Raw genomic sequence first — 23,533 nt, forward strand, 5'->3', positions numbered from 1 at the left:
TGCGTACGGATGGTCGCACGGACAATGATTGTCGGCGGGTATTATAAGAACTGGAGCTGAATTAATAATCTGGTTGCTTGCCGCAGAATGTGTGGTGTTATCCGTATCCCTCAGTTTTTGCATGGACAGAAGGTTATTTCCTTAAATCGATATTTCATTTCTACAGCAGGTGGTGTACTGATACACTGCCGCCAGTGTATTGATGGATCGAACACTTTCGCTCGTCTATTCGCCTGAGCCTTTGTTGGTAAAAAGTGATAATAGTTGGCAGGAAGTGATAATAATAAAGAAGAGGTACCCCCTTGGATTACCTTCCCCTGTTTCTGGAGGTGCGACATCGCCGTTGTTTGATTGTTGGCGGTGGTGATATTGCACTGCGTAAAGCCAGGCTTCTGAAGAGTGCCGGAGCTCATATCCGTATGGTGGCACCTGACATTCTGCCAGAGTTATCTGAACTGCTGGCTGAGCCTCATCACCAGCTGGAGAAACGCTGGTATAAGACCGATGACCTGAACGACGTTTGTCTTGTGATTGCGGCAACGGATGACAAAGCCATCAACACCAGAGTGGCTGCCGAGGCCAATGCACGAAACCTGTTTACCAATGTTGTGGATGATGCCGATACCGGTTCAGCAGTTATGCCTGCCATTGTTGACCGGTCGCCGGTGATGGTGGCGTTTTCTACGGGTGGTAAAGCACCCGTTCTGGCAAGGTTATTGAGAACCCGTCTGGAAACATTGCTACCTGCCGGTTATGGGCGGTTGGCAGAGCTGGCTGGCGAATTCAGACGGGCGGTGGGTGAACGGTTCAGTCATATTAATGATCGTCGTTATTTCTGGGAAAAAGTGCTGGAAGGCCCGGTGGCTGAAAAGGCTCTGGCGGGTGATCTGGAGAATGCCGGTCAGTTGCTTCTGGATGAATTGCAGGCCAGTGAACCGGCACAAACGGGAGAAGTCTATCTGGTGGGCGGAGGTCCCGGAGACCCTGACCTGCTGACGTTTAAAGCGGTTCGTCTGATGCAGCAGGCCGATGTGGTTCTGCATGACCGGTTGGTGTCTGAAGGCGTACTGAATTTGTGCCGTCGTGATGCGGATTACATTTATGTTGGCAAGAAGCGTGACCGTCACACGTTGCCACAGGATGATATCAATCAGCTGCTGGTGGAACAGGCAAAGCAGGGAAAGCGTGTGCTCAGGCTCAAGGGTGGCGACCCGTTTATTTTCGGGCGCGGTGGTGAAGAGATTGATACCCTGGCACAGGAGAATATTCCGTTTCAGGTGGTGCCGGGCATCACTGCGGCCTCCGGTTGTTCTACGTATGCCGGTATTCCCTTGACGCATCGGGATTATGCCCAGTCTGTTCGCTTTGTAACCGGTCATTTAAAAGACGACTCTTATAGTCTTAACTGGCAGGAAATGCTTGATCCGGGTCAAACGCTGGTGTTTTACATGGGGTTGATGGGTTTGCCGCGTATTTGTGAAGAGTTAATCCGGCATGGTCGTGCAGAGGATACTCCAATTGCGCTGATTGAGCAGGGTACGACTCAGAACCAGAGGGTGTTTACGGCAACGCTGAACAGTATTGTTGATGAGTTGAAAGAGAAAAGAGTCAGGGCACCGACGCTCATTATTGTTGGTGATGTGGTCAGGCTGCATGAAAAATTGCGCTGGTATCAGCCGGAAAAAGCCGTGGTGTAATTCAGAGTTTTCAGAGTTTTCAGAGTTTTCAGAGTTAAAGGTATCGAAAAAGGGGTCACAGGGATTGAAGGGAAAGTGCCCCTTTTTCGATATGAACGACAGATTGCATGGACGTAATACCTCTTTGTTCCGGTTTCTGGTATCAATGCTGTCAGCATAACGCAGTGACTGCAGTCCGTTGCAAGCCAGGTTGCAAGGTTTAGCCTGGTTATCCGGTCCTGGATAATCACCTGACGTTCACTACGTAAGACCGGAAGGTAAGGGCAAAGTTGCACTGTGATCCGCTGCTAAAGCGGTTTGTCAGGGATACTGACATTTTTTTCCGGTCTTGTTAGTGACGCTGTGCATTTTTCATCTTATCCGCTGGGTGTGATGTTCACATTCACGCGCAACGTATCACCGGTTGGCCTTTGAGACGTTCTCCAGGAAGACTGTCGTCCATTGTAATCGTAGGTCACTTTGTAGTGGTCCAGAACGGTACGGTTTTCGGTGTTATATTCTGTACGGCACTGGTTGACGGTTTGTGCCGAACTGGTGGTGTTGCTACTGGACTGAGAACCAATGGCACCGCCTAATGCTGCACCGGCAGCGGTCATGGCTGTATTGCCCGAGCCTTTGCCAAACTGGTTGCCTACAACACCCCCTACAATGGCACCTGCAACGGTTGATACAGGACTGGAGCCGGTTCGCTCCTCAACAATGATCATTTTTTCTTCGCAAACCTGATAAGGCGTGCGAATGGTTTCGGTGCGAAAAATTTCGTCAACGGAGACGATTTTGGCGGTATCTGAAAAGCTGCTGGCCAGTACAGCATTGGAGGCTAACAGGCAACAGCCAAGGGCGATAATGGATTTTTTCATGGTATATCCTTTTTAACGTTCTGCTTGATCGACAACCCTGGTTTTTCCTGTGCAGGGAGAAAAAAGGCATGTGATGACGCATATGTATCAAAAAAATCCATTGTTGGTGTGAATTTTTACGATCATTTACGTCGTCAGTTGTCTTCTGCGTGGTGGGATATCCGCTGCTGATAGTAACCGGTTGACGTCTAAAAGGTTCAACATGGCTGTCTCAGGCTGTATTAATTTGTATCATTGGCAGCCAGCAAGCTTTGACCTGAACCTGACTGAAGTTGCGCCAGCCGGTTTTGGCTGTGTCTTCTGAAACGTTGTAATGATTGACCTTTCAGCTGTTTCTGGTCCGGCAGTTTTGCGGTGGTGACATCTACAGCTTCTCCGTCGATATACAGTTCGAAATGCAAATGCGGGCCCGTAGACAGGCCGGTGTTTCCGCTATAACCGATGACTTCACCCTTTTTTACGGTGTCGCCACTGGCGACCTTAAGGCGATCAAGGTGCAGATACCGGGTCACATAGCGTCCGCCGTTTTTCAGTTCGATGTAGTGGCCGGCTGCGGGATGTCCCTTTACGGCGTGTTTAACAACACCGCTGGCAACGGCATAGACCGGTGTGCCTATGGGTGTTGCCCAGTCTGTACCAAGGTGAGGTCTCTTTATGCCAGTAATGGGGTGGATGCGATTCAGATCAAATCCGGAACTGATGGGTGCATTGTTGCGAAGCGGGCTTCTGGAAAAGGTACCGCCGATTAGCTGACCTGTTGGCGTATAGTAGTGCCCGTCGTCGTTCAATAAGGCGGTGAGCGACTGGTTCTGTTGTTTAAATTCTGCAGCCACAAGAGTGCCTGTGCCTTGAAGGTGGCTGTCGTTTGACTCAAGCAATAGGCTAAATCGGTCGCCGGGCTGAATGTCCCGGTTAAAATCGATGTCCCACTGAAAAATAGCGGAGTACTGTAAAATAATATCTGTACTGAGACCTGACTGCTTTGCACTTCTGTAGAAACTGTCTGATATTTCACCGGTCACCCGATGATAGAAGACCTGCGGTTGGTCACTCTTGTTATTGTTGTGGGCGGTTTCTGAAACGGTCATCAGAAACTTGCCCTGATAACGTTCAAACAGGATGGTTTCTCCTGTTATCCGGTCGAGTTTGAATTGTTGCAACCTGTGCTGTTCATCAATTTGATAAAAGACAGTGGGTGATCGTTCCAGTTGTCCGAGATATTGTCCTGCACCGCTGACACTGAACAGGTCGATCAGGTCGAATTCGGACAGCCCTTCGTGTTTAAACAACGTCCATATATTGTCGGTGTCTTTTACGGTGTAGGTTTGCCATTCAGAAGGGAAGTGATGGTCAACGTCTGTCAGGGATTCCTGTTTCGGTGCACCAAGTGCCTGATGATTGTGCAGGTCGTAGTGAGTGTCAGCGGCTTGTGTGCAGGCGCAGTACAGAAATAGCCCGGCAGTAAAAGGCCGCAGTGGTCGTGTTATTTTGTTTAGCATGTAAGCATCAGGTGTCAGTCATCTTGGTGCAGTTGGAAGATTGCAATTCAGTATCACAGTTGGTGTGACTGATCAGTATTGATAATTACACGGATGATAATGCGGGTAAGGCAGCATTGAATGCGGGGAACGCTGTCACGTTCCCCGCGAAGTTGTAGTGATACCAATTTCACCTTCTAAACATGAATGGGTATCAGTCTGAAAGCTACTGTCAGGACAGGGCTTCCTGAAGACGATCAAGCGCTGTTTCCAAAGCTCTGTCGCTGGTAGCAAAGGACAGTCGCATACAGCCCTCTGAACCAAAGGCAGAACCGGGCACCAGTGCTACGCCTTTTTCCAGCAGCATTTCTGCAAAATCGGTGTCTTTTTCAAAGCCCAGTGTCTTAATGGCTTCACTGAAATCCGGGAAGGCATAAAAGGTGCCGTCGCTTTCAATGGCCGTTACGCCTGGTAGTTCATTCAGGCGACCCACCACATAGTCGTGGCGTTTCTTGAAGGCTTTGAGCATGACCTCTACGCATTCCTGAGAACCATCCAGAGCCTCGGTGGCTGCAGCCTGGGCGATAGAGCACGGATTGGACGTACTCTGGGACTGGATTTTTTTCATATTCTTGATCAGCCAGGCCGGGCCACCGCAATAACCGATACGCCAGCCGGTCATGGAGTAAGCTTTGGACACACCATTCAGTACAATGGTTCTGTCGTACAGGTCAGGGCAAGCCATCAGGATGTTGCAGAACGGTTCATCGCTCCACAGGATATGCTCGTACATATCATCGGTAGCAATCAGTATGTTCGGGTATTTTTTAAGAACATCACCCAGAGCTTCCAGCTCCTGACGGGTGTAAGCAGTTCCGGTTGGGTTGGAAGGGCTGTTCAATACCACCAGTCGGGTTTTGTCGGTAATGGCCGCTTCCAGTTGCTCCGGTGTCAGTTTGAAACGGTTTTCCAGCGTTGCCTTGACAATAACCGGTTTACCTTCTGCGATAGCAACCATATCAGGGTAGGAAACCCAATAGGGTGCAGGGATGATCACTTCGTCACCGGAGTTGATCAAAGCCAGAGCCAGATTGAAGAAGCTCTGTTTGCCACCACAGGACACCAGAATCTGGTCGGCGGCATAGTCAATATTATTATCGCGCTTGAATTTGCTGATAATGGCCTGTTTCAGTTCCGGCGTTCCGTCCACGGCGGTGTATTTGGTTTTACCATCCGCAATGGCTTTCAGGGCAGCGTTTTTAATATGTACAGGTGTGTCGAAATCAGGCTCTCCGGCACCCAGTCCAATAATGTCTTTTCCGGCAGCTCTTAATTCGGCGGCACGCGCTGTAACCGCAAGAGTGGGGGATGGCTTGACCATTTGAACACGTTGGGAAGGTTGACCAGTCACGATGATCCTCGTTTATCGTTGTAAAAATCGATGTGGAAAGGTGTGGTAGCTTTTATAGAGCACAGGTGGAATGTGCAGGTGGTTTTTATCCGCTACTGACGTTAGGCATCATACACAACCCTTGCGGGGTATGTCACGACCTGGTTCTGCATAACTATCTATGCGGTTGGGTTGTTATGCGTTTGTGCCCGTTTGGGGCATTTTATGTTGAGTACTTACGATCATTTGCTCCGTATAATAGGCACAATGATATAACGCAGCTTCGTACAGTCGGGTCTATATGGGAAAAGCATTTACAGTTTCGTCGGGGTTCAAGCCTGCAGGCGACCAGCCGGAAGCGATCAAAAAACTGGTGACGGGCATTAACTCAGGACTGGCGTGCCAGACTCTGCTCGGCGTTACCGGTTCCGGTAAAACCTTTACGGTGGCCAATGTGATCGAGCAGATCCAGAGACCCACCATTATTATGGCGCACAACAAAACACTGGCTGCCCAGCTCTATGGTGAGTTCAAGGAATTTTTTCCGGACAATGCCGTTGAGTACTTCGTCTCCTACTACGACTACTATCAGCCAGAAGCCTATGTGCCCAGCTCTGACACTTTTATCGAGAAAGACGCATCGGTCAATGAACATATTGAACAGATGCGTTTGTCTGCGACCAAAGCGCTGATGGAGCGGGAAGATGCGATTATTGTTGCCACTGTGTCGGCTATTTATGGATTGGGTGATCCCCAGTCGTATAAAAAGATGATGATGCACCTTGATCGTGGCGACCAGATTGATCAAAGGCAGGTATTGCGTAATCTGGCAGAGCTGCAATACACCCGTAACGACACAGAGCTGAGGCGTGCGACCTATCGGGTGCGTGGTGATGTGATTGATATTTTTCCGGCAGAATCGGAACGGGAAGCAGTACGGCTGGAACTGTTTGATGAAGAGCTGGAAAGCATCAGCCTGTTTGACCCGCTGACCGGCGAGGTATTACAGAAACTGCCCAGGGTGACTATCTACCCGAAAACTCATTATGTGACCCCGCGACAGACCATTATTGATGCCACTGACGCCATTAAAGCCGAGTTGAAAGAGCGGCTGGAGGTGCTGCGCAATAACAACAAGCTGGTAGAGGCACAGAGGCTGGAACAGCGCACTCGCTATGATCTTGAAATGATGCTGGAGCTGGGTTACTGCACAGGTATTGAAAACTATTCACGACACCTGACCAAGGCTGAACCGGGCATGCCCCCGCCGACATTGTTTGACTACATCCCTGACAATGCTTTGCTGGTGATTGATGAATCCCATGTTACGGTGCCTCAGATCGGCGCCATGTATAAAGGCGACCGTTCCCGTAAAGCAACGTTGGTAGAATTTGGTTTCCGGTTGCCATCGGCGCTGGATAACCGGCCATTACGGTTTGAAGAGTGGGAAGACCGGCGGCCACAGACCATATTTGTTTCAGCGACACCCGGCAAGTATGAAGAAGAACATCAGGATCAGATTGTCGATCAGGTGGTTCGGCCTACGGGGCTGGTTGATCCAGTCATTGAAGTACTTCCGGCGACCACACAGGTGGATGACCTGTTGTCCGAGATCAACAATACGGTTGAAAAGGGCGAACGGGTTTTGGTGACTACGCTGACCAAGCGGATGGCTGAAGATCTGACCGAGTACCTGAGTGAGCATGGTGTACGGGTTCGCTATCTGCATTCCGACATCGACACCGTTGAGCGGGTTGAAATTATTCGGGATCTGCGGATCGGTGCCTTTGATGTACTGGTGGGCATTAACCTGTTGCGGGAAGGCCTGGATATGCCGGAGGTCTCGCTGGTGGCTATATTGGATGCCGATAAAGAAGGTTTCCTGCGCTCGGACCGTTCCCTGATCCAGACCATTGGTCGGGCTGCACGAAATGTAAACGGTCGTGCTATTTTGTACGCCGATAAGGTGACCGGCTCCATGGATCGGGCGATGAAGGAGACCGAACGTCGCCGCAGTAAACAGTTAGCACATAATGAAAAGCACGGCATTACACCCAAATCGGTGAAGAAGTCGGTGGCTGACATCCTTGAAGGCGCAGTGACACCGGGTAAGAAAAAAGGCGCCAAGGCAAGGAAAGTGGCCGAACCCGCAGCCAGTTATGATGTGGCTCTGACACCGGAAGCCATGGCGAAAAAGATCAGCGAGCTGGAAAACCAGATGATGGAGCACGCCCGTAACCTTGAGTTCGAAGAAGCAGCCTCCTTACGGGACCAGATCAGCCGTTTGCGGGATAAGGCATTGAAATAAAAGCCATGAATGTACTTTTTAGCATCATCAGGGGTTGCTATTTTCATTCCTGTTGATAAGATACACCCAACTTCAGGCGGTTAGCTCAGTTGGTTAGAGCGCCACGTTGACATCGTGGAGGTCACCAGTTCGAATCTGGTATCGCCTACCACTATCTTATTGATAGTCCTGAAAAAAAAGCTCGCTAATAGCGGGCTTTTGTCGTTTTTAGGGAAAATTTAGGGAAAATTCTTATTAAATCTCTAGCCCGCTTAACTTGAGTCCTGCCTCAACTTCTTCGTATTTTATCTCATGTCCCTCCCGATCATCAGTTGTCATCTTGACAGCTAGTGTCACTTGGGCAGCCTGACGTACAACCCGCCATTCCAGATTGGTTTGGGGATCTGTTGACGCAGGTTTTGCTGCACATGTTGTATATCTGGGAGATGTGCAATCTGTTCATGGTTTCCAAAGATCTTTTTTTGTGACGAAGTGATTCCAGCTAATTTCTATTTTTTTGCATTGTTTATTTTGCCTGCAAAGGGTTTATTGAGTCGCTGCGATTTTTTAGATGACTTTACAATGATCAGGTCAATGGGTTGCCTTGAGTCTCAAAATTACTGCATCATGAAGGATAGGTATCGAGAGAATTAAATAAATTTGTCACCGGAAACAATAATGACTACAAAAATTAAAGGTGTGATTCATAAAGCAAAAAGAATTCTGAATGCGAGCGTAAATCGCCCGATCAAATTTTCACAAGAAGAGGGCGATGCGCTTTTGAAAAAATTTGAGAATGGGGTTGGGGGTGATGATTACGTTGCTTTGTGTGAGGTGAGGTATTGCCACAAGTTAGTGAGTAAGTTAAAAAAAATAGATCCATTCTCAAAAGAATATCAAAGTGCTGTTATGGAAATCTATCGAGATGTTCGAGGTAAAGAATGTATTGAATATGCCCCCGAGAAAGACGAGCAAGCGGTACTACCAGAAGGCTCAAATCCACATATAAACTCATCTGTATGGGAAATGCAAAATACCAACCTGGTGTCTGAGTTTTTCCACAGTTGGGGGCAGATTCTCAAGCATCTTGATGCTCAGCCAGGGCATAAAGTCCTTGAATATGGTCCAGGTACCGGGCAAATGCTTTTGTTTCTTGCTCGATGTGGAGTAAAGGCTTACGGGGTAGATGTTAACGAAAGTTATTTGAATTTGATACGTCAGCAATCAACTGATTTACGGTTAGATGTTAAAACAGACAAGGGTGTTTTTGGGGAAGGGTTCGAGGGTGAAAAATTTGACCGGGTGTTGTTTTTTGAGGCATTTCATCATGCATTTGATTTTGAGACTTTATTATTGAAATTGCACGATCGCTTAAACCCGAATGGGAAGATTGTTTTTTGTGGTGAGCCTATTCTGAAAGGGAATGATAATGCTGTTCCATACCCTTGGGGGTTAAGGCTTGATGGATTATCGGTGTATTGTATCCGAAAAAATGGATGGATGGAGCTTGGTTTTCAGCATGATACATTCATAGAAGCTCTCAATCGTTGCGGTTGGAGTGTGACATACCACCCATTCCATGCTGTTGGACGTGCAAATGTTTACGTCGCAGAGCCTGTTTGGGATGGTTTGGATATGTCGCGCCCTATTGAGTTCGGGAAGTATCAGTCCGAATGGAATGAGCCGGAAGCTAACTTTCGATGGACAAAAGGAAAGGCTGAATTTTTCTTACCAGTGGCTGTGACTAAGGAAATTAATATCACGGTTGAAGTATCCAACTACACAAGGGCTGAAAAACGTATTGAATTAAGCTGTGGTCGCTTGTCTGAAAGTGTGACTTTGGTTGCTGGGGCCTCGGGTTCAATTACGCTAAATCATTGCAAGGCGTCATCTGCAGTCATAAAAACCAATACAACTATTGAGCCTGGCGATAATAGAAAGCTTGGTATCGCTGTGCGTAAGATTATGATGAAATCAGTGAACTAATGAATGTTAGCTTGTATAAGATTATTTCGTCCTAATGCAGGTGTTCAGTGAAGGTCTGTTAATTAGCTCTCGAGACTCCTGCATTTATGATTTCTGATATTTGTCTGATTGTTTTGCTGTTCGTCCGACTATTTTTTTGTGATGAATCGTTTTTTGTCAAAGTGGTAAACGACAGTTACTTTGTTGTACTGCTGTTTATCTAAAATCGTCGTCTATACTGAATTCTCGTTCTATAAAACCTGATAGGCCAGAGATGTTTAGAAAGTCTTTACTGGTAATGACGGCGACCCTGTTACCACTAGTCAGTTCAATGGCTTCTGCTGTAGATGAGCACGATCATTTAGCACTGGTAAAATCTGATTTTGAGCCGTTTGTTGATCTGAACGAGCTGACATATCAGAGGAAAGACTTGCAGCTTGACAAAGTCTTCCGGGATCTGGGGCTTGGGCATTTGGCCCTGGCTTATGTGACATCGGATCCCTGGGAGAAAGGAGATCAAAGATGCAGTCCAATGTGGGGTGGTCAGCTGCCTTATAATGTTGCCGACTTCACGTCTATCTTGAACAATGAACAATTGGGGCAGGCTGGAGTTATCAGGGTGTCGTTCGGAGGTGGCGAAGGGAGCGCTTTGGCAGATGTTTGTGGTAATGCTGAAAAACTCAGCGAAGCCTACAAGAAATTTGCTGATTTGGGAGTGAGTAAATTTGACTTCAGCTTTGATCAAACCATTTTTGTTAAAAAGGATGTTTTAGAAACTCATATATCCAGTATCGAGTTATTACGCGATAAAGGTGTTGAGCTGGATATTCAATATACCTTTTTGCTTGAAGAGAAGGGTGTCAGTGATGCGGCACTTGGTTTTATTGGCATGCTGATTGATCAGAAAGTTGAGGTGTCCAGATACAACTTACTGGCTAGCAAATTGAAAATAAAGCGTGAGACAGGCACCGTTGGCAGGAATATACAGCTGGCAGTAGAAGAGACAGTCAGAAAGATACATGAACTTTATAAACAAAAGAAGAAGGATAAATCAGAACGTGATGTTTATGAACAGACAGTTATTGCTCCTATGATTGGCCTGACGGATGCTGAAGGCGTTGTTTTCAAGCTTGCTGATATCGACGAATTGATTGGATTTGCAAGAGCCAATCATGTTAATAGCTTTTCCATGTGGTCGCTTAATAGAGACAGACGTTGTAAGGGAGATACTAAAGAGCCAGAGCCTTACTGTTCAGGTGTTGATCAGGAAGATTATGCTTTCAGCACAAGATTTAACAGCTATAGACATCCCCAAGATGGGCATGGGCATCAGCACGATGGAAGTGACCTGTAAAGGTTAGGTTGTTGTCAACAGAAGCCGGTGGCTGTTCTCCAACATCCTCCGGTTTTTTGATGTGAATAGGGAGAGTTAGAGGAATAAAGCAGGCATAATAAAAAATTGTTGAGGACCAGATCTGACAGGATGTTGATGAATGCGGGAACATCAAATTCAAGCCAATCTTCACCAGAAGCCAAAAACAGCCATTCTTTTTGATGCAGAAAATATCTCCTGGCAGCATGTAGAGCAGGTGCTCTCTTTAGCCAGTATTCACGGTAAGCCGATCCTCAGGGCTTATGCCGATTTCTCCAGACCGGAAACCAAAGGGTGGCAGGAGCCTGCCCTGACGCACGGTATCAGAACAATTCACCAGTTCAGTTATAACAGCAAGAACAGCAGCAGTGATTTTCTGATGATGCACGACGCTTTCAAGCTGATTCACAGTGGCAAAATAGACACTTTTGTGATTGTGACAAACGACAGTGATTTTGTGACGCCTATCCAGCTGTTACGTCAATCCGGAGCGTATGTGCATGGTATGGGTAATCATGGGCGTGCCCAAAAGCTGCTGGTGCAGTGTTGTAATCAGTTTAGTTGGCTGGGGTTGGGCGATCAGGCTACTGATAAGGAGTGTTCAGGGATTCCCGAGGCTACTGTCAACAGGATACTGAAAGCCTATGAAGGCATGGAAAAAAGCGATAATGGTGCGGTTTCTGTGGGGCAGCTGAAGGTTAAGTCCAATATTGCCCTGAGTAAGAGCGCCAAGTTTTCTAAATTGCTGGCGCAAACAGGTCGTTTTGAGCTGTTGGAGAATAATACTCTGGTCAGGTTGTCAGCCTGATTCGGCACAATCAAACCACCTGTTTATGCGCAAGTGGTTTGATGTATTGCACTATCGCTTGTGCGAAGTGCATAAACGGCAATTGCCAAAGAGTGGGTCGATGTTCTGGTTGCCGGCAAGTCGATCCAGCATTTTATCGACATTTGTGTCCATGGTGATTCTGCCGATTCTTTGTGGCGTGACAGACTGCCACTGATGATTGCTGTCTCGTTGGGCAAACTGGAATTGAAAGGCGAGGTTGTCTGGCATACCCAGTCGCAAATCCGAAACAATCAGTTTGTCCCCCTTAATCTGGTAGCGGACGAAATCGTGAGTAAAGTTCTGGAATTCTTGCAGGCGTTCCGGGGTTCCTGCCAGAGGCCAGTGTCCCCGCTTCTGCGGTATAAAACGAACCTCACGTTTGCTGTCCAGTAGTGAGGCTGTGCCTTCCCAGTATGTATCTCCATCCAGTACCACAATGCGCCAGAGAATGGTGTTCAGTGGTGTAGGTGTTATAAATACGTCGTGTTGCGGTATGCCCAGTGCCTGAAGGCTTTCATGTGTGCGTTGCTCTATGATCTGTTTGGCGATCAGGCTCCAGCCCAGATAGGCGGTCGATACTATCAGGGCAATGCTGCATAGCTGTGCTGCCTGCTGTCGCTTTGCCAGGCTGAAGCCAAGGGCTATCAGTAGCGGCAGGGTATAGAGCGGATCAATGATAAAAATACTGGATAAACCTAAATTCAGCAGTTGAGCGATTACCCACCGCGCTCTAAGAGAGCAATGCCAGCTACTATCCTGCTAAACCTTGCTTTCGCTTAACTTGAGTTAATAAGCTGGACAGGCGTAATAATTTCACCTTTTGTTAAAAATTTCGACACAGCCCTCGTTAATATTCGGCACCAGATATCAATTGGAGTCAACTGCGCTGCAGTCTTCTTAATGGCATCAAAAAATACACAGAGATCTTCCTGCATTGTTTGGATCTTTTTTATCAAATTATGCTGACTGGTAATCGTTATTTTTTTCTTACGCCCACTCTCTGTTAACTTGCCAATAGCACTCATCAATAATGGCCTGCTGGTTATTGCTTCTTTATGCGAATCAGGATTGCTCAGTCTTACAAACAAAGTCCACCAGTTATATGCCAGTGCAACCATCCTTGATAGAATACGACATCGCTTTATATCCTTGGTTGTGTAACCTCCCCATCCCCAGTGATTTTTGATTTCATCAAAATTATTTTCACAGTCAGCTCTGTCTCTGTAATGATCTATGATGGATACAACGTCATTATCAAGACTGGTCACTAATACTGAGTACTCAAAGAGTTTGATGTTTTCAGGGTCTGAGATAAAAGCGATTTCTTTTTGCTTCTTATTATTCTCTTTCTCCAGCAACAGAGAATCACCTGATAATCTTCTTCGAACAATAATGATTCGTCTTGATTTCTCCCAACCACCTAGTTTTAATTCTGACTCCTTGCCTTCCCAATATCTGTTGTAGCGAACCCATCCCCCGCTACAGTGCGCATGGTATATGGACTTTTTGACGTTGGCTGTCTTCTTTACTTTGAATAGATAACCACAATTTGCTTGTTCGAGTTCTGACATCACTCTGTCACTGCCCCAGTCACAATCACCTCGAACAAATTCAGGCCAACACTCTTTTGGTAGACGGTTTAATAGATTTATTAAACCGGGCAATGAATGCTTACTGTTTCCTTTATCACCGGGCTGAACTTCAACATCAAGAACCAGCTTTAAATTAGCCATCATGTAAGAATGATAAGTATGTGAAGGACGCCCTTTCTTATGAGGGTTATAACCTGTTTCTGCTCCTTCCTGACTTCCGTAAATGGTTTTTATCGTAACGTCGACATCTAATATCCATGGTAACTTTAATAAGGGTTCATAGCATTCCTGCAAATGATGCTGCATCCATTCAACACCTTCTTTCTCATCTATTTTGAGTAAACCCCGACGAGCAGAATCATCACTGACTACCTTTGTCATACCCAGTAATTTGGGATTCACTCCATCCCCGGTTAACGTTCCAATATGAGCATAACGTTTGTGACCTGAGAGTATTGAGAGAAAAAGGGAACCTATTACATTAACTTTTTCAGGTGCGTTATTGCTTTTGTAAGTTAAAGGGCAATCTTCAACCCATGGTTCAAATCTACAACCTGTTTTTAAAAACTGAATAAAAAAGGGTAACTGCCCCATTGGTGTGACTGATGCGCCAGGTTCCCACTCAACATGGATTTTTCCCTCAAACGTGTCCACTTCAAGAGAGGTCGTTGAGCACTTTTTGCTGAGTTCTTTAAGTTCACCTTTTGGGTGAACAGATTTTGGTGGAAAAATCATCTGTATCCCTCTTCGCAGATGGGGTTACAGTTTAGTCGGGATTCTCAAGTGATGAATTTAGGATAAAGAGTAGTAGCCGGGTATCGGCCATGTCAGCTGGGTGCCATAACTGGTGAAATAATCCAGTAGCGGGTGGGTGATGAGAACGGTGGCGATTAAAAGCCAGAGTCGTTTGAATGACCAGTCCGGTAGTGGTTTAAACCGATGGATAAGCCATGCGAGCAGCAAAGAGAAGGGGAAAAGTGTCAGCAGTGAGTGAGAAAAGCCCCGATGTTTAATCATGTTGCTGATGTCGTCACCGTAATTGATGACAACGTCCAGATCGGGCAGGGTGCCGAGGACGGCACCTGCCAGCAGTACTTTACCCGAGCATCGCCTGCCGGCTATGGCACCGGCAATCGTTGCTCCCAGGGCTGCCTGTGTAATTGAGTCCACAGCGTGTCTCTTGCATTAAATGTGTATTCTGCAAGGGTAGCGGATTTGAGTACTGAAATGCCACAATTGTGAATTGCTGAAAAGGCTCTATTCCTCGGCCCATGGAAGTTCAGGCAGCGTATCGAGGTACTGACCGTAACGGTTTTCATTGAAGCTCATTCCGTCTTCGACAACATGGGTCATTTCCTGACCCAGGGCGCAGGCTATGTATTCCAGGGCTTCCTGCTCGGAATAGCCGGTCATGCGCAGTCGCATCAGGGTTTCTTTTACTTTGAGAGGATTGCCTTCGTTTAGCTGGTTTTTCACCACTTCGATGAGCATGTCGCCGGTGAAAAGGGCTTGATTGTCTGTCATGTTACTTACTGTCCGGATAGGACTGTGAAGTATATCAGTTCATCGCAATAAATAATTCTGAATTACACACTGATTGTACGAATTAGCTTTTTTTGTTTCGGGTTATTGAATGAAAATTGTCAAATAATTCAAAAAAACAAGAGGATAAATTCACGATTGCCTATTAAGCTGCATGACCGGTAAAACTGTATTTATATTTGATCTGATTGAGATGGCTAAAACAGTAGATGAAATCGCAAGAATGGCAGGGGTTTCAGTCACTTCGGTAAGACTGGTAATCAGCGGCCAGGACAAAAAGTACAGAATCAGTGAGCGTACCCGGGCGCGTATTCAGTCCATTATTGACGAGTATGGTTATTCAATTAACCAGACAGCCAGAAGTCTGAAGTTGCAGAGAACGCTGACTTTGGGGTTAGTGGTACCTCATTTGACTAACCCGGTTTATTCGCAGTTTGCAGAAGAGTTGGAAGCTTGTTGTCAGGCCAATGGTTATCAGGTAATTGCCGTTTGCAGCGATGATAATGAAACCGTAGAGGCGGAAATGACACAGAGTCTCATTAACCGGGGTGTTGATGGGTTATTTGTGGCTCCGCCCAGCCGGGAGAGGCAAAGAGCACTTCTGGAGGACAGAACCAAGCCCATTGTTTTTATTGATCGTGACTTTGGTTTTCCCAGTTGTATTTCCACGGTATCTGATGGTGAGGGAGCCGGTGTTTTATTGGGCAGGGCGCTTTCGGGTAAATTATCATCCGATGTTTATGTGTTGGCCGGAGATGATTCTCTGCCAACGGGTGGGAGTCGCATGCGTGGTCTGGTCAGGCAATTGGGAGAGTCGGGTCATCAGCTTGCTGATCACCAGATCAGACGGTCGGCCGATTGCACGGATGCTGCCGGTTTTGACCTGATGGCAGGAGTCTGCAGGGAATTGAATGCGCCTCCGAAGGCTCTGGTGACATTGGCGCTGCCAATGCTTGAAGGTGCAATGAGATGCCTGAAGCGGGGGTGCGGCTGTATTCCGGATGATATGCTGATTGGCTCATTCGATCATCATTCGATGCTGGACTTTCTGCCCAATCCGGCCTTTTCCGTGCGGCAGAATGCCGGGTCGATGGCGGAAATGGCTTATAAACAGATGAGTTCTCTCATTGCCTGTACCGAGCCTGATCAGGTCAAGCAGGTAGTTGATGTTGAGCTGGTCAGGCATTTTTGAGCGCTGAATGTTTTAAAAGAGCTTGTGAGTCATGGACTCTAAGCTATTTCAAACAGATGCCTGACCTGATCTGTCCGTGCAAAGCGTTTTACGCCGTACTGCTGATCGTCGAAGAAAATGACAAAGTTACTGTCGTTCACTTCAATAACGCGACCGGAACCAAAGATGCTGTGGCGAATACGGGCGTTTTTTTGCCATGGGGCATGACTGTCACCGGTTGCGTTCGTGTTCAGGGATGAAAGCACGACCTGTCGGGCGGGATGCGATCTGGCTTTGTGGTACGAGTGCTTTTTCTCCTGACTCAGAATATCTTTTCGGGAAGGCGCTTTTGAAATGCTTTCTGCCAGCTCCGGACGTACGGCTTTCAGGTAAAGCCGGCTTTGTCGGCTCAGCCCGTTTTTTTCTATGGCTTGCAGCAGAGCGGTGTCATCATTGTTGTGCAAGTGTTGGCTGAAGCTGATCGCGGCTGGTAGTGACATTTCTGCCAGAAACCGGCTAGGCGTCACCTTTTTATCCTGTGCCCAGTTTGCAGACGGGGTGTTTATATCGCCAGCGCAGGTAAACAGGTGCAGTGTTTTTCTGGCTCTGGTCATGGCAACGTACAACAATCGTCGTTCGGCTTCCAGATTGTTGCCGGTGGAATTAGCCAGCTCATCGTCACGGACAAAAGGCCAGTATTTGCCTGTCAGTCCGGGGATAAAAACAACCGGCCATTCCAATCCTTTGGCGCGGTGGCTGGAGCTGAGGGTGATGATCTGGTTGCCGGCACGGTTTCGGGAACGTTCCCGGCTTTTCTGTTTTAAGGATGTGATGTGTTGATAGCATTCAGTCGGTGACGAATTTGTTTGCCTGATATAAGCCATCAGTCCGTCAATTGCCAACAGCTGCTCTTCTGTGCGCTGGTCGTTGAGGCTCATGGATTGCAGGCTGTCGCGCAACTCTGTCTGAATGATGTAGTTGTTCAGTAGTCGTGAGGCGGTTTCACTGTCGCCGTTTTTTTCCAGATAGCTCCAGACCTTTCCCCGTGCTGCCAGTTTTTTGCGCTGGTAGTCTGAAATACCGGTAATTTTTTCCGAATACTGTGACAATACCTTGCCATAGTCGCCTTCCAGAGTTTTCAACTGGTTGATTAACTGTTCTGTCAGGTGATGTTTCAAACCGATATGGGGCAGGGTCAGCAATCGTTGCAGGCGCTTCTGTCTCTGGTCAATGTTCATAAAATGAAGCTGGCTGCTGGATAGTTCCAGTGCGGCTATCAGTGCGTCGATTTCCGGGCGCTCAAACAGTGATGGACCGTCGGAATGATAAGCAATCCCCCGCTCCAGCAAGCTCAGTTCGATCGGGACGGCTTGTGCCCAGACCCTGACCAGTACGGCTAGAGACTCTGGCTCCGGCTGTTGCAGATGTTTGATCAAAGCGTTGATCAGGCTGTCGGTTTCATTCTGACTCTGGGTGATTTCAATGTTTGAAGGTTGATTGTTGTTGTGCGCCAGGCAGATAACATTTTTTCGCGCTTTGTTTTTCGCTATCAGGTGACTGGCGGCCATGGCAATGCTGTGACCATAGCGAAAAGTATGGGGCAGGGTTAGCTGCGCAACATTCGCCTGTTGCCCGAAGTCCTGTTCAAAGTGATTCAGAATGTTGTCAATGTTGGCTCCGGCGAACTCGTATATGGTTTGGTCCGGATCGCCCACTGCCACCACCCGGGCTCTCTCTCCGGCAATCATTCGTGTGAACTGGTGCTGCAGGGTGGAGGTGTCCTGATACTCGTCCACAATAATGTAGTCCATTTTATTGCTGATGCGTGGCAGGTACTCCGGGTGTTGTTGAATCAGACAGACTGTGTCGTACAGCATGTCGGTAAATGTGATTCGGCGGTGCTGGTGGCGCCATTGCTCAAAGGCGTGGAACACCTGCTGATAAAAACGGAATTCGTCAGGGTAGTGATTGTCTTTAAAAAACTGCTCCGGTGTGGTCAGGTACGACTTAACAGAATCGATAAATTGAATGACGCTTTCAATGTATTTGGCGGTATCGCTTTTCAGGCGGTCTTTCATGCCATCCGGAGCAAGCTTGAAGATCAGGTCTTTGATCAGCAGTTCCGTTTCCTTTTCCCCCATGGGCTGTCTTTCGTAAGGGGGTCTGAGTCCCCACTGTTCCAGAGACTTTAGTAGTCGCAGGCCTGTTGAATGGTAAGTTCTGACTTCCGGAACCGCAGTGGCTTCTGGTAATGATGCCCTAATCAGTGACTGCAGCTTTTCGGAGAAGTCCAGTTGTGCTGATTTGTTGAACATCATCACCATGGCACGTCTGGTGTCGGCGCCGGAGTGCAACAGGTTCTTGATGAGGTATGCGAGCGTGGTAGTTTTGCCGGAGCCTGCCACGGCAATGCAGAGGGCGTGTCCCTCCTGATAACGGGCAACGGTTTGCTGGTGAGGCGTCAGTTCCATAGATGGTGATAGCGATTGGTGGTAAAAACCAGAGTAAAATCAGTTGGGTGGTGTGATTATTCTAACAGAATCCTTGGATTAGCGTTATCGCCGGGATGACAAACTAACACTCGATGCTGCAGTTTTTGATATTTGAGGGAGAGCAGGAAATGGCAGGGTGGCATAAGAGCAGACTACTACTGCAGCTCCGAATTCAAGCCTTGCGAGATTCCATCATAGCCACAGCAGCAGGTTGGAGGTAAGATCTCATAGGAACTTAATAACCGTCAAGTGTCGTATCTTGCTAATTCGCCCATTACCCGTTGTCACTGCCTTTCTGGATGCTTTGAATGATTCGCTCAAGTCCATCAATTCCTCTGCGCAGTTGAGTAGATCCCAGAAAGTGGCACTGGGCGTTTTTATCATGGGAATCGTGGTAACTAAAACTATTAACTGGGCTGCTTTTGAGCGCAGAAGCTTAGGCAGATTCAAAGCGACCCGTCTGTGCTGGATGTTTTATCAAGCAGAAATTGCATGGCAAAGCCTGCTACAGGCCAGCGTCAGAAATATTCTTCTACGCTATGGAATACAAAGTGGAACCCTTGCTATCGACGATACAGGAAAAAAGCGCACTAAAAGGACTTCAAAAATCGACGGTGCCCATAAGATAAAAGACAAATCAACAGGTGGTTATTTTAATGGGCAGGAACTGGTGTTTATGGTGCTCGTTACTGAAGTAGCTACCTTTCCAGTAGGGTTTCGCTTTTATATTCCTGACCCTGAGTTATCTGCATGGAGGAAGAAAGACAAGGCGCTCAGGAAGCAAGGCATTCAGAAAAAAGAACGACCGAACCGTCCTGAGCCAGATCATGTTCGTTACCCCACCATGCAGTCGTTGACGCTGGTTATGCTGCAAGAATTTGTTGATTCGTTTCCCAACATTACGATCAAAGCAATTCTCGCTGATGCACTGTATGGCACAGGAGACTTTATGGATAAGGCTGCGGAAATAACAGGCGGAGCCCAGGTTGTCAGCCAACTGCGCTCGAATCAGAAAGTATCCAACCGAAACCACTCGGAAGCGACTCTCAAAGCTTACTTTTCGCGCCAGAAAGGCGCTGAAACTCAACTCATAATACGCGGTGGCAAAGAAGAGCAGGTCACGATGCTGGCTGCTCGGCTGTATGTTAAGGCTCATGGGAAAAGACGTTTTGTTATTGCCCTGAAGTATGAGGGTGAAGAGGATTATCGCTATCTGGTGGCTTCAGATATGTCATGGCGGCATACCGACATAGCCAGGATTTACACCTTGAGGTGGTTGGTCGAGGTTTTCATTCAAGACTGGAAAGCTCATTGTGGCTGGAACAGGTTGAGCAAACAGCAAGGTGCTGACGGATCGCAGCGCGGCGTGATCCTGAGCCTGCTGTGCGAACACATGCTGTTACTGCACCCTGAGCAATTCGTCCTACTGAAAAACAAACAGGCCGGAATGCCCGCAGGCTGTCTGATCGAACGCCTCAATGCAGAAGCCTTGCTTGCTACGGTGAAATCAGTGGTTGAATCGGAAGATCCAGATACCGAGCTTAAGGCTCTGGCCTTAGCCTTAGAGCATACTTTGCCCAAGCGGGAGTCGAGCAGGCATATGGCTGGTAGAGACCTGGGAGAACAAAAGGCAACTGACTCACTCAAAGCACACGCCCGGAAGTTTAAACTTTTAGATGCAGCTTAGAATCGAGATAAATACGTTACTTGTTTAGGTAAAACTGCAGCATCGAGTAACAGCACAGTGAAATAAAAAATAGCTGTACATATTTTTTTGTAATTAAAAGTGGTCTGCTGCACTGATTTTTATTCGCAACAGCAGGGAATGTCATAGTATTAGGTTTATTGACCAGGATTGCCTGATATTGCCTGCCATGCTGGATATGCACTCCATGGGGGCAATGGTTAAGAAGTACGGAGCAGGGAGGCTCAGAAATGAAACAGCATCATTACCTGTTAGAAGACCTCAGATCGGCAGAAAATGCCGTGATCACACTGGAAAATGCGGGTGTGCAACCCAAGCAGATCCATGTCTTTCACCATGACCATCTTGCCATGCAAAAGCGTCACCTGAATGATGCCAGCTTTATCAGTGAGCTGGATATTTTGCATGCAGGTGAGCGCGGTTTGCTGGTGGGTTTGTTTGCTGCCGGTTTGGTGGCATTTGTTGTCTGGGAGCTACTGGCCGGGCACGAAGTGGTCGCAATGATCAGTGTTTTTGCCGGTTTGGTGGCGATGGGTTTTTGTACCTGGCTGGGTGGCATGATTGGGGCCAGTAGCGATAACTATCGCATCCAGCCGTATCATGATCACATCCAGTCTGGCGGCAGCGTCATCATTGTTGATGTTGATCCGGGCAAAGAGCTGTTTGTTCTGGATACCATGCAAACCATGCATCCAGAGGCGATGCACAAGGGACTGAGCTCTTCCATTGATAATCCCATGGCGGGTGATTTCTTCCTGCGCAAGCACGCTGAATGGTAAGAAGCTGTTCACGACCTTATTGAGGGCTGCAAATGTCGATTAATTGCCCCTGTTTTTTGATCTCATTCGTTGCGTAGCACCACTACGCGCCTCATGAGATCAAAAAACAGCAACAATTTCTCACCATTTTCGCTTTCCTCAAAAGATCATGAGCAGCTTCTAATAAGCCGCTACAATAGCACCGGGTAATCGAGGAGGTTTGCCTGATGCTTGTCGTTGTTGCCCGTTATTCATTCGCCTACGAAGCCTGGCTGGCCAGAGGGTTGCTGCAAGGTCATGGCATTCCTGCTTTTATATTCGATGAGCATCTGGTCACTATGAACTGGCTGTATTCGGATGCTATTGGTGGCGTCTGTCTGCTGGTGCCTGAGTCTTTTCTGGTCAGAGCGCAGGCACTCTTGTCGCAGGATTGCACCATTGATTGCACCATTGATTGCATCCTTGATTGCAACGAGGAGCGTTATCGCTGTCATCGTTGTGGCAGTGATAATACCGAAATGCAGCTTTCGGGTAAGCGCTGGGCTTTCGTTCTCTTTTTGGTGGTTCAGTTTCCATTATTTCCCGTCAGGGAGTATTACCACTTTCTGAATTGTGGCTGTCAGAGTCGGCGGGTATCAAGAATGCCCGGATGTTACCCTGTTCCTCCCCCTGTCTGATGTTTGCATTGAGTTGCAGGCGATGAACGTATTTGGGTTTTAATGTTGCACAAAATGCAGTCAAAGCTTCGCGTAGCTGCTGATCAGGCTGCGCTGAAGGTGGGTGAAGATGCTATTCTGATTCGGGTTAATTGTTGAGTGGTATCGGTAATGAACATCTCAGGGTCGGTACTACGTACGTGAACATTTTCTAACATGCGAAAGATTGACGATGATGCCTGCAGAGGACTGATTTTATTGAATGTTCGAAGCGTTTGAATGTGCTGTCACGCCATTCGGAAAGTACTTTCTGTTCAATTTTGATCCTCTCAGTATAATGCGCAGCCAGTTCTGCCCTCCTTCAAGGTGTTTTTTCCCCATGCAAGTTCTGATGAGTCTGGTCGGTATGGTAGCGATACTCGGTATTGCTTATCTACTTTCCGATAACCGTAAAGCTATTAACCTTCGTACCGTTGGTGGTGCCTTTGCCCTACAAGCACTTATGGGTGCCTTTGTTCTTTATATTCCATTTGGTCAGGATGTTCTGTCCGGCATGACGAACGGAGTTCAGGCTGTACTGAACTATGCCAGCGATGGTATTGGTTTTGTGTTTGGTGATCTGGCGAATTTCAAAGTCGGCTTTATTTTTGCCATCCATGTTCTGCCGGTGATTATTTTTGTAGCGGCTCTGGTTGCGGTTCTTTACCACCTGGGCGTTATGCAAAAGGTGATTGGTGTCATCGGTGGTGGTCTGCAGAAACTACTGGGCACCAGTCGTACAGAATCCCTGTCGGCAGCGGGTAATATTTTTGTTGGTCAGACGGAAGCACCGCTGTTGGTTCGTCCATACATTGCCAAAATGACACAATCTGAACTGTTTGCCGTGATGGTGGGTGGTTTGGCATCGGTTGCCGGTGCGGTGATGGCGGGTATTGCCAGCATGGGTGTTGATCTGCAGTACCTGATTGCAGCGAGTTTTATGGCCGCACCGGGTGGTTTGTTGATGGCAAAAATGATCAAGCCTGAAACCGAAGTGCCGGATGACTCTGCAGAAGCATTGGAAGATACTGACGAAGAGAAACCTGCGAATCTGTTTGATGCTGCAGCGGGCGGTGCCGCTTCCGGCATGAAGTTGGCGGCGGTCATTGGTGCGATGCTGCTGGCGTTCATTTCCCTGATCGCTATGACCAATGGCATTATGGGCTGGATTGGTGGCTATATTGGTCAGCCGGATCTGACCGTTGAAATGATTCTGGGCTACCTCTTCTCACCACTGGCCTTTATTATCGGTGTGCCATGGTCTGAAGCCCTGAGTGCCGGTTCTTTCCTGGGTCAGAAGATCGTTCTGAATGAGTTCGTTGCTTTCTCTAACTTTGCGACCTACGTAGATCCTGAAGCAGCAATGGCTGCGGGTGTCCAGGTGTTCTCCGAACATACACAGGCGATCATGACCTTTGCTCTGTGCGGTTTTGCAAACCTGTCGTCTATTGCGATTTTGCTGGGTGGTCTGGGTTCCATGGCACCTAATCGTCGTGCCGATATTGCCCGTTTTGGTCTGAAAGCAGTAGCTGCCGGCACGCTGTCTAACCTGATGAGTGCGACTATTGCCGGTCTGTTTATTGCTTTGTAATCAGGCGTCGGTTCTGCACACAAAAAAGGGTCGCTTAATGCGGCCTTTTTTGTGTGGTGCGAATCAGTCCGTTTTGATGTGTTGATTCGGATCTGTAAAGAATGGCTCC

18 protein-coding genes and 1 tRNA gene are annotated in these 23,533 nt (G+C 47.7%); 11 read left to right on the forward strand and 8 right to left on the reverse strand.

The features are described 5' to 3' along the window. Positions 1–302 precede the first annotated feature (302 nt). Positions 303–1,697 (forward strand): siroheme synthase CysG, encoded by a 1,395-nt coding sequence (gene cysG / locus EZMO1_RS11170; RefSeq protein WP_034873263.1) that lies wholly within the window; start codon positions 303–305, stop codon positions 1,695–1,697. A gap of 356 nt (positions 1,698–2,053) precedes the next feature. Here cysG and EZMO1_RS11175 read toward each other — a convergent pair whose 3' ends face one another. The 3 genes from EZMO1_RS11175 to EZMO1_RS11185 all read right to left on the reverse strand — a co-directional run bounded on the left by EZMO1_RS11175 (position 2,054) and on the right by EZMO1_RS11185 (position 5,416). Further along, the gene (locus EZMO1_RS11175; RefSeq protein WP_034873264.1) at positions 2,054–2,557 is read right to left on the reverse strand and encodes a glycine zipper 2TM domain-containing protein; all 504 of its coding nucleotides are present in this window, start codon (positions 2,555–2,557) and stop codon (positions 2,054–2,056) included. 221 nt (positions 2,558–2,778) lie between these two features. Further along, positions 2,779–4,056 carry a peptidoglycan DD-metalloendopeptidase family protein gene (locus tag EZMO1_RS11180; RefSeq protein ID WP_034873265.1) on the reverse strand — a complete coding sequence of 426 codons (1,278 nt, stop codon included), beginning with the start codon at positions 4,054–4,056 and terminating at the stop codon, positions 2,779–2,781. A gap of 211 nt (positions 4,057–4,267) precedes the next feature. Further along, complete coding sequence (locus EZMO1_RS11185) at positions 4,268–5,416, reverse strand: pyridoxal phosphate-dependent aminotransferase (protein WP_034873266.1); 1,149 nt, start codon at positions 5,414–5,416, stop codon at positions 4,268–4,270. A 310-nt stretch (positions 5,417–5,726) separates the two neighbouring features. On the opposite strand from EZMO1_RS11185, the gene uvrB reads away from it, so the two are divergent. From uvrB to EZMO1_RS11210, 5 genes are all read left to right on the forward strand, one after another. Then, positions 5,727–7,733: an excinuclease ABC subunit UvrB gene (gene uvrB, locus EZMO1_RS11190; protein ID WP_034873267.1), complete on the forward strand. Its 2,007-nt coding sequence runs from the start codon at positions 5,727–5,729 to the stop codon at positions 7,731–7,733. A gap of 74 nt (positions 7,734–7,807) precedes the next feature. Next, positions 7,808–7,884: transfer RNA gene (locus tag EZMO1_RS11195), tRNA-Val, on the forward strand. Positions 7,885–8,390: 506 nt separating this feature from the next. After that, positions 8,391–9,698 (forward strand): class I SAM-dependent methyltransferase, encoded by a 1,308-nt coding sequence (locus EZMO1_RS11200; RefSeq protein ID WP_034873268.1) that lies wholly within the window; start codon positions 8,391–8,393, stop codon positions 9,696–9,698. A 277-nt stretch (positions 9,699–9,975) separates the two neighbouring features. After that, positions 9,976–11,031, forward strand: a complete 1,056-nt coding sequence (locus EZMO1_RS11205; protein ID WP_034873269.1) for a glycoside hydrolase family 18 protein — start codon at positions 9,976–9,978, stop codon at positions 11,029–11,031. 139 nt (positions 11,032–11,170) lie between these two features. Next, positions 11,171–11,857, forward strand: a complete 687-nt coding sequence (locus EZMO1_RS11210; protein WP_034873270.1) for an NYN domain-containing protein — start codon at positions 11,171–11,173, stop codon at positions 11,855–11,857. Between the two features lie 51 nt (positions 11,858–11,908). Here the strand turns inward: EZMO1_RS11210 and EZMO1_RS11215 are convergent, their stop codons facing one another. From EZMO1_RS11215 to EZMO1_RS11230, 4 genes are all read right to left on the reverse strand, one after another. Further along, a complete protein-coding gene (locus tag EZMO1_RS11215) occupies positions 11,909–12,313 on the reverse strand; it encodes a hypothetical protein (protein WP_051789472.1) in 405 nt (134 codons plus the stop codon). A 341-nt stretch (positions 12,314–12,654) separates the two neighbouring features. Beyond that, positions 12,655–14,205 (reverse strand): transposase, encoded by a 1,551-nt coding sequence (locus EZMO1_RS25515; protein ID WP_082211531.1) that lies wholly within the window; start codon positions 14,203–14,205, stop codon positions 12,655–12,657. A gap of 57 nt (positions 14,206–14,262) precedes the next feature. Next, positions 14,263–14,640 carry a metal-dependent hydrolase gene (locus EZMO1_RS11225; protein ID WP_034873718.1) on the reverse strand — a complete coding sequence of 126 codons (378 nt, stop codon included), beginning with the start codon at positions 14,638–14,640 and terminating at the stop codon, positions 14,263–14,265. An 87-nt stretch (positions 14,641–14,727) separates the two neighbouring features. Then, positions 14,728–14,994, reverse strand: a complete 267-nt coding sequence (locus tag EZMO1_RS11230; protein ID WP_034873271.1) for a hypothetical protein — start codon at positions 14,992–14,994, stop codon at positions 14,728–14,730. Positions 14,995–15,166: 172 nt separating this feature from the next. On the opposite strand from EZMO1_RS11230, the gene EZMO1_RS11235 reads away from it, so the two are divergent. Beyond that, a complete protein-coding gene (locus tag EZMO1_RS11235; RefSeq protein WP_034873272.1) occupies positions 15,167–16,204 on the forward strand; it encodes a LacI family DNA-binding transcriptional regulator in 1,038 nt (345 codons plus the stop codon). Positions 16,205–16,242: 38 nt separating this feature from the next. On the opposite strand, the gene EZMO1_RS11240 is transcribed toward EZMO1_RS11235, so the two are convergent. Further along, positions 16,243–18,654: an ATP-dependent helicase gene (locus EZMO1_RS11240; protein ID WP_034873273.1), complete on the reverse strand. Its 2,412-nt coding sequence runs from the start codon at positions 18,652–18,654 to the stop codon at positions 16,243–16,245. Positions 18,655–18,934: 280 nt separating this feature from the next. Here EZMO1_RS11240 and EZMO1_RS11245 point away from each other — a divergent pair, with 280 nt between their 5' ends. The 4 genes from EZMO1_RS11245 to EZMO1_RS11260 all read left to right on the forward strand — a co-directional run bounded on the left by EZMO1_RS11245 (position 18,935) and on the right by EZMO1_RS11260 (position 23,424). Further along, the gene (locus tag EZMO1_RS11245) at positions 18,935–20,362 is read left to right on the forward strand and encodes a transposase (protein ID WP_145912468.1); all 1,428 of its coding nucleotides are present in this window, start codon (positions 18,935–18,937) and stop codon (positions 20,360–20,362) included. 248 nt (positions 20,363–20,610) lie between these two features. Further along, positions 20,611–21,159, forward strand: a complete 549-nt coding sequence (locus EZMO1_RS11250) for a hypothetical protein (RefSeq protein WP_034873274.1) — start codon at positions 20,611–20,613, stop codon at positions 21,157–21,159. 206 nt (positions 21,160–21,365) lie between these two features. Beyond that, positions 21,366–21,815 carry a putative signal transducing protein gene (locus EZMO1_RS11255; RefSeq protein ID WP_051789474.1) on the forward strand — a complete coding sequence of 150 codons (450 nt, stop codon included), beginning with the start codon at positions 21,366–21,368 and terminating at the stop codon, positions 21,813–21,815. Between the two features lie 358 nt (positions 21,816–22,173). Further along, entirely contained in the window at positions 22,174–23,424 is a 1,251-nt protein-coding gene (locus EZMO1_RS11260; protein ID WP_034873722.1) for a NupC/NupG family nucleoside CNT transporter, read from the forward strand. The last annotated feature ends 109 nt before the right edge of the window (positions 23,425–23,533 follow it).

The organism is Endozoicomonas montiporae CL-33 (assembly GCF_001583435.1).
GTDB classification, from domain to species: domain Bacteria; phylum Pseudomonadota; class Gammaproteobacteria; order Pseudomonadales; family Endozoicomonadaceae; genus Endozoicomonas_A; species Endozoicomonas_A montiporae.